This is a genomic window from Janibacter sp. UYMM211 (genome assembly GCF_040547045.1).
GTDB classification, from domain to species: Bacteria; Actinomycetota; Actinomycetes; order Actinomycetales; family Dermatophilaceae; genus Marihabitans; species Marihabitans melonis.
Map to the genome: position 1 here is coordinate 57794 of NZ_JBEPOY010000008.1, position 11634 is coordinate 69427.

11 protein-coding genes and 1 rRNA gene are annotated in these 11634 nt (G+C 72.9%); 11 read left to right on the forward strand and 1 reads right to left on the reverse strand.

Annotation, left to right across the window (positions count from 1 at the left end):
• The first annotated feature begins 69 nt into the window (after positions 1 to 69).
• The 9 genes from argC to ABIB53_RS16210 are packed head-to-tail and all read left to right on the forward strand — an operon-like array spanning position 70 to position 8445.
• Positions 70 to 1113 carry an N-acetyl-gamma-glutamyl-phosphate reductase gene (gene argC / locus ABIB53_RS16170; protein WP_201466565.1) on the forward strand — a complete coding sequence of 348 codons (1044 nt, stop codon included), beginning with the start codon at positions 70 to 72 and terminating at the stop codon, positions 1111 to 1113.
• Between the two features lie 5 nt (positions 1114 to 1118).
• Positions 1119 to 1541 carry an ACT domain-containing protein gene (locus ABIB53_RS16175; protein ID WP_068274431.1) on the forward strand — a complete coding sequence of 141 codons (423 nt, stop codon included), beginning with the start codon at positions 1119 to 1121 and terminating at the stop codon, positions 1539 to 1541.
• Complete coding sequence (gene argJ / locus ABIB53_RS16180; protein WP_354588910.1) at positions 1538 to 2689, forward strand: bifunctional glutamate N-acetyltransferase/amino-acid acetyltransferase ArgJ; 1152 nt, start codon at positions 1538 to 1540, stop codon at positions 2687 to 2689. Before ABIB53_RS16175 ends, argJ begins: the two co-directional genes overlap by 4 nt.
• A gap of 10 nt (positions 2690 to 2699) precedes the next feature.
• Positions 2700 to 3698 carry an acetylglutamate kinase gene (argB, locus tag ABIB53_RS16185; RefSeq protein WP_502914661.1) on the forward strand — a complete coding sequence of 333 codons (999 nt, stop codon included), beginning with the start codon at positions 2700 to 2702 and terminating at the stop codon, positions 3696 to 3698.
• Positions 3695 to 4912 (forward strand): acetylornithine transaminase, encoded by a 1218-nt coding sequence (locus ABIB53_RS16190; protein ID WP_191563440.1) that lies wholly within the window; start codon positions 3695 to 3697, stop codon positions 4910 to 4912. Before argB ends, ABIB53_RS16190 begins: the two co-directional genes overlap by 4 nt.
• Positions 4909 to 5853 carry an ornithine carbamoyltransferase gene (argF, locus tag ABIB53_RS16195; RefSeq protein WP_354588911.1) on the forward strand — a complete coding sequence of 315 codons (945 nt, stop codon included), beginning with the start codon at positions 4909 to 4911 and terminating at the stop codon, positions 5851 to 5853. The genes ABIB53_RS16190 and argF overlap by 4 nt, the downstream gene beginning before the upstream one ends.
• On the forward strand, positions 5850 to 6356 hold the full coding sequence (locus ABIB53_RS16200) for an arginine repressor (RefSeq protein WP_191563442.1): 507 nt from the start codon (positions 5850 to 5852) through the stop codon (positions 6354 to 6356). The genes argF and ABIB53_RS16200 overlap by 4 nt, the downstream gene beginning before the upstream one ends.
• Positions 6353 to 7795 carry an argininosuccinate lyase gene (gene argH, locus ABIB53_RS16205; RefSeq protein ID WP_354588912.1) on the forward strand — a complete coding sequence of 481 codons (1443 nt, stop codon included), beginning with the start codon at positions 6353 to 6355 and terminating at the stop codon, positions 7793 to 7795. The genes ABIB53_RS16200 and argH overlap by 4 nt, the downstream gene beginning before the upstream one ends.
• Positions 7796 to 7821: 26 nt before the next feature.
• Positions 7822 to 8445, forward strand: coding sequence for a DNA-3-methyladenine glycosylase (locus ABIB53_RS16210; protein WP_123091500.1), 624 nt, complete (start codon positions 7822 to 7824; stop codon positions 8443 to 8445).
• Here ABIB53_RS16210 and ABIB53_RS16215 read toward each other — a convergent pair.
• The gene (locus ABIB53_RS16215) at positions 8432 to 9328 is read right to left on the reverse strand and encodes a phosphotransferase (RefSeq protein ID WP_354588913.1); all 897 of its coding nucleotides are present in this window, start codon (positions 9326 to 9328) and stop codon (positions 8432 to 8434) included. The genes ABIB53_RS16210 and ABIB53_RS16215 overlap by 14 nt on opposite strands.
• Positions 9329 to 9450: 122 nt before the next feature.
• On the opposite strand from ABIB53_RS16215, the gene tyrS reads away from it, so the two are divergent.
• Together tyrS and ABIB53_RS16225 are read left to right on the forward strand one after the other, a co-directional pair.
• A complete protein-coding gene (gene tyrS / locus ABIB53_RS16220) occupies positions 9451 to 10710 on the forward strand; it encodes a tyrosine--tRNA ligase (protein WP_123090773.1) in 1260 nt (419 codons plus the stop codon).
• A gap of 626 nt (positions 10711 to 11336) precedes the next feature.
• A 16S ribosomal RNA gene (locus ABIB53_RS16225) occupies positions 11337 to 11634 on the forward strand; the annotation flags it as partial.

Genomic DNA, 11634 nt, shown 5'->3' on the forward strand with positions numbered 1-11634 from the left:
GTCGTGCTGCGGACCGCCGTCACCCCCTGTGTCTGCATAACTTCTAGCGATAGCGTATATTCATACATCGTGGTCACAGCAGCAGTCGCAGGAGCGAGCGGGTACGCCGGGGCAGAGATCCTCCGGCTCCTCCTCGCGCACCCCGAGGTCGAGATCGGCGCGGTCACCGCAGCCGGCAACGCCGGGAGCCGCCTGGGCGACATCGCCCCGCACCTCTCCCCGCTCGCCGACCGGGTGCTCGCCCCGACCGAGGTCGAGCAGCTCGTCGGGCACGACGTCGTCTTCCTCGCCCTCCCGCACGGCCACTCGGCGGCGATCGCCGCCCAGCTGCCGCAGGACTGCGTCGTCGTCGACTGCGGCGCCGACTTCCGGCTGCGCGACGAGTCCGCGTGGACGACGTACTACGACACCCCCTTCGCCGGGACCTGGCCCTACGGCATGCCCGAGCTCGTCGCCCACGACGGGACCAAGGCCCGCGAGCAGCTGCGCTCGGCGCGCCGCATCGCGGTGCCCGGGTGCTACCCGACGGCCGTGAGCCTGGCCCTCGCCCCCGCGCTGTCTGCCGGTGTCGCGCGCGCCCAGGACGTCGTCGTCGTCGCCGCCTCCGGCACGTCCGGTGCCGGTCGCTCGCTCAAGCCGCACCTCCTCGGCTCGGAGGTCATGGGGGCGATGTCCCCCTACGGCGTCGGCGGGGTCCACCGCCACACCCCCGAGATCGAGCAGAACCTCGCCCTCGCCGCGGGCACGGACGCGAGCGTGTCCTTCACCCCCACCCTCGCGCCGATGCCCCGGGGCATCCTCGCGACCGCGACCGCGCCGGCCGCCGAGGGCGTCGACGCCACCGCCGTGCGGGCCGCCTACGAGCAGGCCTACGCGGACGAGCCCTTCGTCCACCTGCTGGCGCAGGGCACGTGGCCGCGCACGGGCGACGTCGTCGGGTCCAACCTCGTCCACGTGCAGGTGACCCTCGACGAGCGCGTCGGGCGCGTCGTCGCCGTCGCCGCGGTCGACAACCTCACGAAGGGGACCGCCGGCGCCGCCGTGCAGTCGATGAACCTCGCCCTCGGCCTGCCCGAGACCACCGGGCTGCCGCTCGCGGGGGTCGCGCCGTGAGCCGGATGCCGCTGCACCTCATGCGCCACCCCGACCGGCTCGTCGTCGCCCGGCTCGCCGCCGGCGAGGAGCCGACGTGGGACGTCTTCGGCGGGGCCTTCTCCTCGATCACCCGCACCGCCGACGAGACCTCGATCATGTGCGACGCGCACCTCGTGCCCGCCGACGTCCGCCAGGAGGGGCCGTACATCCCCTTCGAGGTCGCCGGACCGCTCGACTTCGAGCTCGTCGGGGTCATGCACGACCTGCTGACGCCCGTCGTCGCCGGCCGGATCAGCATCCTCGCGATGTCGACCTACGACACCGACTGGGTCCTCGTCCCCGAGGCGCGGGCCGACGACGCCGCGACCCTGTGGCGCAAGCACGGCTTCGTCGTCACCCCGACGTCCCTGTCGGGCTGGCGCCCGGACCCCCAGGAGGGCTCATGAGCACCACCGTCCCCGCCGGCTTTCGCGCAGCCGGCGTCACCGCCGGCCTCAAGGCGAGCGGGCGACCCGACGTCGCCGTCGTCGTCAACGACGGCCCCGACCACCACGCGGCCGTCGTCCTCACCTCCAACCGCGTCCAGGCGGCCCCCGTCGTGTGGACCCGGCAGGTGCTCTCCGACGGCAGGGTCGACGCCGTCGTGCTCAACTCCGGTGGTGCGAACGCCTGCACCGGGCCCGAGGGCTTCGCCGACACCCACCGCACGGCCGAGCACGTCGCGCAGGTGCTCGGGGTCTCCGCCGGTGACGTCGCCGTGTGCTCCACCGGTCTCATCGGCGAGCGGCTGCCGATGGACGCGCTGCTCGGCGGCGTCGACGCGGCCGCGGCCGCGCTGTCGGCGGACGGCGGCGCCGACGCCGCCGAGGCGATCATGACGACCGACACCGTGAGCAAGACCGCCACGGCCACCCGCGAGGGCTGGACGGTCGGCGGCATGGCGAAGGGGGCGGGGATGCTCGCGCCCGCCCTGGCCACGATGCTCGTCGTCGTGACGACCGACGCCGTGACGACCCCCGAGGTCCTCGACGCCGCGCTGCGCGAGGCGACCCGCACGACCTTCGACCGGGTCGACTCCGACGGCTGCCAGTCGACGAACGACACCGTGCTCCTCATGGCCTCCGGCGCGAGCGGGGTGCCCGTCGACCCCGACGAGCTCACCGAGGCCGTCCGCGAGGTGTGCTCCGAGCTGGCCCGCGCGCTCATCGGCGACGCCGAGGGCGCGAAGCACGACATCGCGATCACCGTGCGGGGCGCCGCGAGCGAGGACGACGGCCTCGAGGTCGCCCGGTCCGTCGCGCGCAACAACCTCTTCAAGTGCGCGGTCTTCGGCGAGGACCCGAACTGGGGCCGCGTGCTCGCCGCCGTCGGCACGACCCGGGCGGTCTTCGAGCCCGACCGGCTCGACGTGAGCATGAACGACGTGCAGGTCTGCCGCGCCGGGGGAGTGGGCGAGGACCGCTCGGCCGTCAGCCTCGCCGGCCGCGAGGTGAGCGTCGTCGTCGACCTCCACGCGGGCGAGCACGAGGTGACGGTCTGGACCAACGACCTCACCCACGACTACGTCCACGAGAACTCCGCCTACTCCACCTGACCGGGAAGTGATGCGCGTGACCCCGCCCCCTTCGTCCGACCCGAGCGCCACGCTGCGCGGTGCGATCGACGCGGCCGCGCTGCGCGTCGCCCGCACCAAGGCGACGACGCTCGTCGAGGCCCTGCCCTGGCTCGAGCGCTTCCGCGGCTCGCTCGTCGTCGTCAAGTACGGCGGCAACGCGATGACCGACGACGCGCTCAAGCGTGCCTTCGCCGAGGACGTCGTCTTCCTGCGCTACGCCGGGCTGCGCCCCGTCGTCGTCCACGGCGGCGGACCGCAGATCGCGGCGATGCTCGAACGGCTCGGGCTCGAGAGCGAGTTCAAGGGCGGGCTGCGGGTGACGACCCCCGAGGTCATGGACGTCGTGCGCATGGTGCTCATGGGGCAGGTCGGGCGCGAGCTCGTCGGGCTGCTCAACCAGCACGGCCCCGTCGCCGTCGGGCTGTCGGGCGAGGACGCCGGTCTCTTCGGCGGGCGCCGCCGTGGGGTCGAGATCGACGGGCAGCACGTCGACATCGGTCTCGTCGGCGACGTCGAGCACGTCGAGCCCTCCGCGGTGCAGGACGTCCTCGACGCCGGTCGCATCCCCGTCGTGTCGACGATCGCCCCCGACCTCGACGTCGAGGGCCAGGTCCTCAACGTCAACGCCGACACGGCCGCGGCCGCGCTCGCCGTCGCCCTCGGCGCGCACAAGCTCGTCGTGCTCACCGACGTCGAGGGCATCTACGCCGACTGGCCCGACCGCGACAGCCTGCTCAGCCAGCTCTCCGTCTCCGGCGCGCGCCGGCTCCTCGAGCGCGTCGACGCCGGGATGATCCCCAAGCTCGAGGCCTGCATCCGCGCCGTCGAGGGCGGCGTGCCGCAGGCGCACGTCGTCGACGGCCGCCAGCCGCACTCGATGCTCCTCGAGATCTTCACCCGCGAGGGCATCGGCACGATGCTCGTGCCCGACGGCACCGAGGCCGCGGCGGCGGCCGACGAGGCGCTCGTCTCCGGGAGCCCGTCGTGAGCGGGGGCCAGGAGCGCACCACGAGCCAGGCGGAGTGGCTCGAGCGCTACGGCGCGAGCCACATCGGCGTCTTCGGCGCACCGGGCCTGGTCATCTCCCGCGGCGAGGGCTGCTGGGTCTGGGACGTCGACGGGCAGCGCTACCTCGACCTCGTCTCCGGCATCGCGGTCAACGCGCTCGGCCACTCCCACCCCGAGCTCGTCGCGGCCATCAGCAAGCAGGCCGGCGAGCTCGTCCACGTCTCGAACTTCTTCACGACGACCGCCCAGGTCGGTGCCGCCGAGCGCATCCTGGCGGTCGCCGACGCCCCGGCGGGGTCCGGGGTCTTCTTCACCAACAGCGGCACCGAGTCGGTCGAGGCGGCGATCAAGCTCTCGCGCCGCACGGGCCGCAGCCGCATCGTCGCCCTCGAGGGCGCTTTCCACGGGCGCAGCACCGGGGCGCTGGCTCTCACCCACAAGGCCGCCTACCGCGAGCCCTTCGAGCCGCTCATCCCCGACGTCGTCCACGTGCCCCCGGGCGACGTCGCGGCGCTGCGGGCCGCCGTCGACGAGCGCACGGCGATGGTGCTCCTCGAGCCGGTCCAGGGCGAGGCCGGCGTGCTGCCTCTCGACGGCGACTACCTGCGGGCCGCCCGTGAGGTCACCCGCGAGGTCGGCGCCCTCCTCGTCCTCGACGAGATCCAGACCGGCATCGGGCGCACCGGCGCGTGGTTCGCCCACCAGCACCACGGCGTCGTCCCCGACGCGATGACCCTGGCGAAGGGGCTCGGCGGCGGCGTGCCGATCGGCGCTCTCGTCACCTTCGGGCCGGAGACGACAGCGCTCCTCGCGCCCGGCCAGCACGGCAGCACCTTCGGCGGCAACCCGCTCGCGTGCTCGGCGGCGCTCACCGTGCTCGACACCATCGAGTCCGAGGGGCTCGTGGCCCGGGCGGGAGAGCTCGGCGAGCACCTCGTCGCCGCGGTCGCCGCGCTCGAGGACCCCCGCCTCGGCCCGGTCCGCGGGCTCGGGCTGCTGCGGGCGATCCCCCTTCGTGGTCTCGCCTCGACCGACGTCGTCGCCGCCGCCCGACGGGCCGGCTTCATCGTCAACCCCGTCGCCCCCGACGCGATCCGTCTGGCGCCGCCGCTCGTCATCACGGCGGCGGAGCTCGACGGCTTCGTCACCGCCCTGCCCTCCATCCTCGACGACGCCACCCGGAGCAGCTCGTGACCCGCCACCTCCTCGCCGACGACGACCTCACCCCCGCCGAGCAGACCGCGGTCCTCGACCGCGCACTGGCCCTCAAGGCGTCCCGCCATGCCGAGCGCCCGCTCGAGGGGCCCCAGGCCGTCGCGATCATCTTCGACAAGCCGACCCTGCGCACCCAGCTGTCCTTCACCACGGGTGTCGCCGAGCTCGGCGGCTACCCGATGGTCGTCGACGGCAACCTCGCCCAGATCGGCACCCGCGAGTCGGTCGCGGACGTCGCCCGCGTCATCGGTCGTCAGGTGAGCGCCGTCGTCTGGCGCACCCACGGCCAGGACCGCATCGAGGAGATGGCCCGCCACGCCGGGGTGCCGGTCGTCAACGCGCTCACCGACGACTACCACCCCTGCCAGGGGCTGGCCGACCTGCTGACGATCCGCGAGCACCGCGGCGAGCTCGCCGGCCAGCACCTCGCCTATGTCGGCGACGGGGCCAACAACATGGCGCACACGTACCTGCTCGCCGGGGCGACCGCCGGCATGCACGTGCGCATCGGCACCCCCGCCAGCCACCAGCCGGACGCGGGGGTCCTCGCCCGGGCCGAGGCCGTCGCCGCGCAGACCGGGGGATCGGTCCTCGTCACCGCCGACCCGGTCGAGGCGGTCGCCGGGGCCGGGAGCGTCGCCACCGACACGTGGGTGTCGATGGGCCAGGAGGACGAGCGCTCCGGTCGGCAGGGCGAGGGCTCCCCCTTCGCCCCCTTCGCGCTGAGCACCGAGCTCTTCGCGCAGGCCGCCCCCGACGCGCTCGCGCTGCACTGCCTGCCCGCCTACCGCGGCGTCGAGATCGCCGCCGACGTCATCGACGGGCCGCGCTCGGTCGTGTGGGACGAGGCCGAGAACAGGCTCCACGCGCAGAAGGCGGTGCTCGCCTTCCTCCTCGAGCAGCACCGGGACGGCACGTGATCGTCGCCAGCCGGCCGGGTCGTCAGGCCCGGATCGCCGAGCTGCTCTCGAGCCACGCGGTGCGCTCGCAGGCCGAGCTGCTCGAGCTGCTCGCGGCCGACGGCATCACCGTCACCCAGGCGACGCTGAGCCGGGACCTCATCGACCTGCGGGCCGAGCGGGTGCGCGTCGGACGCGCGCTCGTCTACGCGGTCCCGGGCGAAGGGGGAGACCCGACCCCGCGTCCCGCGGTCGGCCCCGACGAGCTCGACGACCGGCTGCGCCGGCTGTGCGAGGAGCTGCTCGTCACGGCCACGTCGAGCGAGCAGCTCGTCGTCGCCCGGACACCGCCGGGAGCCGCCGGCTACCTCGCCTCGGCGATGGACCACGCCCGGCTCCCCGACGTCCTCGGCACGATCGCCGGTGACGACACGATCATGATCATCACGACCGGGGCGGGGGCGGCGGGCGACCTCGTGCGCCGGCTGCTCGCCCTGACCCACACGAACGAGGAGGAGCAGTGAGCGGTACCGAGCAGAGCAGCGAGAAGGTGAGCCTGTGGGGCGGACGCTTCGCGGGCGGGCCGAGCGACGCGCTCGCCGCCCTGTCGAAGTCGACCCACTTCGACTGGCGCCTGGCGCCCTACGACATCGCCGGCTCGCGAGCCCACACCCGGGTGCTCCACGGGGCGGGCCTGCTCGACGAGACGACGCGCGACGCGATGCTCGCCGGGCTCGACACCCTGCTCGCCGACGTCCTGTCGGGCGACTTCGCGCCCGGTGAGGACGACGAGGACGTGCACACCGCGCTCGAGCGGGGTCTCATCGAGCGCGCCGGCGCCGACGTGGGCGGCCGGCTGCGCGCGGGCCGCTCGCGCAACGACCAGGTGGCCACGCTCTTCCGGATGTACCTGCGCGACCACGCTCGGGTCGTCGCCGAGCACCTGCTCGCCGTCGTCGCCGCGCTCGTCGAGCAGTCGGCGGCCCACCCGGAGGCCGCGATGCCCGGGCGCACCCACCTCCAGCACGCCCAGCCGGTCCTGCTCGCCCACCACCTGCTCGCCCACGCGTGGCCGCTGCTGCGCGACGTCGAGCGGCTGCGCGACTGGGACGCCCGGACCTCGCTCTCGCCCTACGGGTCCGGCGCGCTCGCCGGATCCAGCCTGGGTCTCGACCCCGAGGCGGTCGCCTCCGACCTCGGCTTCGCCGGGTCGGTCGAGAACTCCATCGACGGCACCGCGGCGCGCGACTTCGTCGCCGAGCTGTCCTTCGTGTGTGCGATGGCGGCGGTCGACATCTCGCGCCTGTCTGAGGAGGTCATCCTCTGGGCGACGAAGGAGTTCGGCTTCGTCACCCTCGACGACGCGTACTCGACCGGGTCGAGCATCATGCCGCAGAAGAAGAACCCCGACGTCGCCGAGCTCGCCCGGGGCAAGGCCGGCCGGCTCATCGGTGATCTCGCCGGTCTGCTCGCGACGCTCAAGGCGCTGCCGCTGGCGTACAACCGCGACCTCCAGGAGGACAAGGAGCCGGTCTTCGACGCCGTCGACACCCTCGAGCTCGTCCTGCCCGCGGTCGCGGGGATGGTCGCGACGCTGCGCTTCGACACCGAGCGGATGGCCTCGCTCGCGCCCCAGGGCTTCTCGCTCGCCACGGACGTCGCCGAGTGGCTCGTGCGCGAAGGGGTCCCCTTCCGCGTCGCCCACGAGGTGGCCGGGGCCTGCGTGCGGGTGTGCGAGGAGCGCGGCATCGAGCTGTGGGACCTCTCCGACGACGACCTCGCGCAGATCTCGCCCCACCTCACGCCCGCCGTGCGCGAGGTCCTCTCGGTCGAGGGCTCGCTCGCGTCGCGCGACGCGAAGGGCGGGACCGCCCCCGTCCGGGTGGCCGAGCAGCTGCAGCGGGTGCGCGAGACGCACGCCGACCTCTCGCAGTGGGCCGCGACGCGGGTCGTCGCCCGCTGAGCCGGTCCGTTGACCCGTCCCAGCCGATGACGCAGGCCCTGCCGCGCGCGTGGTTCGGGCGCGACCCCCTCGAGGTCGCGCCCGAGCTGCTCGGCTGCACCCTCGTGGTGCGCGGCGTCGGGCTGCGGATCACCGAGGTCGAGGCCTACCGCGGCGAGAGCGACCCCGGGTCGCACGGCTTCCGGGGGCGCACGCCGCGCACCGCGGTGATGTTCGGTCCCCCGGGGCACCTGTACGTGTACTTCACCTACGGCATGCACTGGTGCGCCAACCTCGTGTGCGCGTCCGACGGCGTCTGCGGCGCGGTCCTCGTGCGGGCCGGTGAGGTCGTCGACGGACTCGAGCTGGCGCTGGAGCGCCGACCCGGCGTCCGCGACCGGGACCTCGCCCGGGGCCCGGCCCGGCTCACGCGGGCGCTCGGCATCACCGGCGAGGACGACGGGGCCGACGTGTGCGGGGGCGACGACGCCCCCTTCGCCGTCCTGCCACCGACGGCACCGGTGGACCCGGCACGCGTGCGCAGCGGCCCGCGCGTGGGCGTCAGCGGAGCCGGGGGCGACGGCGTGCTCTACCCGTGGCGCTACTGGCTCGACGGCGAGCCGAGCGTCTCGCCCTACCGCGCGGCCAGGCCCCGGGTCAGGCGCGGCTGAGGTCTGCGGCGACCTGCTGGAGGGCCTGGTCCCCGAGGGCGGCCAGGGGGTGCCGCCGCGGGGTGTAGTGCCAGGTCGCCAGGGCGCCCTGGACCGTCGCGAGAGCACGGGCGCGCGCCCAGAGCGCCTCGTCGCCGCCGAGCAGGTCGCGCAGCCGCGAGCGCCCGGGCGCGTCGAGCACCCACCACGCCGGCGTGAGGTCCCACGCGGGGTCGCCGGTCGTCAGCGCGCCGAGGTCGAGCAGCCCGGTGAGGAGACCGTCGCGGTGCAGGAGGTTGCCCGGGATGAGATCGGCGTGGAGCAGCACCGGCGGGCCGGCGAAGGGGGCGGCCTCCCGCCCGAGGTCGAGGGCCCGTCGCAGGACGCCGACGCGGTGACGGTCGGCGAGGGCGGTGAGCACGTCGTCCGCACCGGCGGCCCGGGTGGCCACATCACCGCCACGTGCCCCCCGCGGTGGGTCGAGCGAGACGTCGACCGCGCGGAGGGTCGTCACGAGGTCGGCGAGGTCGTCGGCCCAGGTCCGGGGGACCTGGCCGTCGAGGACGACCGCGCAGAGGTCGTGGCCATCGAGCCAGCCCAGGAGGGCCCAGGCGAAGGGGTACCCAGCGCCGGGCACCCCTTCGTGCTCGACCCGGGGCAGGGGCAGGGAGAGCCGGTCGACGAGGCGGGGGAGCCAGCGCAGCTCGGTGCCGAGCGACACCGCGGCCGGGGCGTTGCGGGGGAGCCGGGCGACGAGGTCGTCCCCCACCCGGACGAGCACGTGATCGGTCCCCGGGCCCTCGACGACCTGCAGCGGGGCGTCCGCCAGGTCGGGACGCTGCTCCTCGAGCAGCCGGCGCAGCTGGTCGGCGTCGACGGGGGTGTCGCCGTCGTGGAGGGTCATGGGGCCATCCCATCACCGCGCGTCCATGCCCGGACGCCGGCTCGGGGCGTCGTCGTGCTTCGTGGCAGGCTGGGTGCGCCGCCTACGGCGGGCGGCGAGACGACGAAGGAGCCCGACGCACCGTGACTGACATCCTCGACGAGCTGACCTGGCGTGGTCTGGTGGCCCAGACCACCGACGAGCAGGCGCTGCGCGACGCGCTCGCCGCCGGCCCGGTCACCGTCTACTGCGGCTTCGACCCGACGGCGCCCTCGCTGCACTTCGGCAACCTCGTCCAGCTCATCCTCCTGCGGCACCTGCAGCGAGCCGGGCACAAGGTCATCGGTCTCGTCGGCGGCTCGACGGGCCTCATCGGCGACCCGCGGCCCACGAGCGAGCGGGTGCTCAAGACCAAGGAGCAGACGGCGCAGGACGTCGAGCGCATCGCCGCCCAGGTGCGCCGGATCCTCACCCCGGAGGACGGCGAGCCCCCGCTCTTCGTCAACAACCTCGACTGGACCGCGCCGATCTCCGCGCTGGACTTCCTGCGGGACTACGGCAAGTACTTCCGGGTCAACCAGATGATCAAGAAGGACGCCGTGGCCGCCCGGCTGGAGTCCGAGCAGGGGATCAGCTACACGGAGTTCAGCTACCAGATCCTCCAGGCGCTGGACTACCTCCACCTCTACCGCGAGCACGGCTGCACCCTGCAGACGGGTGCGCAGGACCAGTGGGGCAACATCACCGCCGGCACCGACCTGGTGCACCGCGTCGAGGGGGGGACGGCGCACGCGCTGACCACCCCGCTCATCACCGACTCGCAGGGACGCAAGTTCGGCAAGTCCGAGGGCAACGCCGTGTGGCTCGACCCGTCGATGACGAGCCCCTTCGCCTTCTACCAGTACTGGCTCAACGTCGAGGACGCCTCGGTGGTCTCGCTCGTGAAGATCTTCACCGACCGCACACCGGACGAGGTCGCCGAGCTCGAGCGGCAGGTCCGCGACGAGCCCTTCCGGCGCGCGGCGCAGCGGCTCCTCGCCCAAGACGTCACGACGCTCGTGCACGGGGAGGCGGCGACCGCGCAGGCCCAGGCGGCGTCGGCCGCGCTCTTCGGCAAGGGAGACGTCCGGGTCCTCGACGCGCAGACGCTCGCCGACGCGACGGCCGAGCTGCCCGGGGGAGCGGGCGCGGTCGGCGACACCGTCGTCGACGCCCTCGTCGCCAGCGGTCTCGTCGAGTCGCGCAACGCGGCCCGTCGTGCGGTGGCCGACGGGGCGGCGTCGGTGAACGGCGAGAAGGTCACCGACCCCGAGCGGGTGCTCACCCAGGAGGACTTCCTCCACGGCTCGACCGCCCTGCTGCGCCGTGGCAAGAAGGCCCTCGCGGCCCTGCGCCTGGGGTGAGCAGGGGGTGAGCAGGGGTGAGCCGGCCCCCTGTGGCGGGCGATTTGGCATCGCCGCGGATGGTCGTCTAATGTTCTCGATGTCAGCCCGAGAGGGAGGAACGGACACCAAGCGGCAGCCCTTGCAGGGTTGCACCAAGTAGGCCGGTCCCGCGAGCTGATCAACCACCACGAAGGTCTTCGTCGCAGCACTGCTGATGGCGAAAGAGCGAGTTGGAGCCGGTCCGAAAGGCCTGGTACGGTTGGAAACACACCGCAAGAAAGCCAAGCGCGAGTCACCGGCTTCCTCACGAGGAAGATCACGGAAATCGCCCAAGATTGGATGCGGTAAGGTTTCACCAAGAGCCCCGAGCGAGACGCACGAGAGTGCAGACCGATCGGTGCGCGTCCGAACCTTGAGAACTCAACAGCGTGTCAAAAATCGATGCCAATACCTCGTCTTCAGAAGGTGCGGCGCATCCTCCTTCTGGTGGGTGTGTGGTGCTGATGAAACGATATTTTAATCCTTTGGTTGACAATGATCATCTAGTATTTTTGCTAGTTGTTCTTGCTCAGCTGGGATGACAACCCTTTGTGGGTATCAGTATTTCACCGCGGTCCTTTTGGGGTTGTGGTGGGAGTTGAACATCAACGGAGAGTTTGATCCTGGCTCAGGACGAACGCTGGCGGCGTGCTTAACACATGCAAGTCGAACGGTGAACCTTGGAGCTTGCTCTAAGGGGATCAGTGGCGAACGGGTGAGTAACACGTGAGTAACCTGCCCCGGACTCTGGAATAAGCGCTGGAAACGGCGTCTAATACCGGATACGAGACGCAACCGCATGGTTAGCGTCTGGAAAGTTTTTCGGTCTGGGATGGACTCGCGGCCTATCAGCTTGTTGGTGAGGTAATGGCTCACCAAGGCGACGACGGGTAGCCGGCCTGA

Bases quoted from the DNA above. Each gene is read 5' to 3' on its own strand.
- ABIB53_RS16175 (WP_068274431.1), top strand. From the start codon at position 1,119: ATGCCGCTGCACCTCATGCGCCACCCCGACCGGCTCGTCGTCGCCCGG.
- argJ (WP_354588910.1), top strand. From the start codon at position 1,538: ATGAGCACCACCGTCCCCGCCGGCTTTCGCGCAGCCGGCGTCACCGCC.
- argB (WP_502914661.1), top strand. From the start codon at position 2,700: ATGCGCGTGACCCCGCCCCCTTCGTCCGACCCGAGCGCCACGCTGCGC.
- ABIB53_RS16210 (WP_123091500.1), top strand. From the start codon at position 7,822: ATGACGCAGGCCCTGCCGCGCGCGTGGTTCGGGCGCGACCCCCTCGAG.
- ABIB53_RS16215 (WP_354588913.1), bottom strand. From the start codon at position 9,328: ATGACCCTCCACGACGGCGACACCCCCGTCGACGCCGACCAGCTGCGC.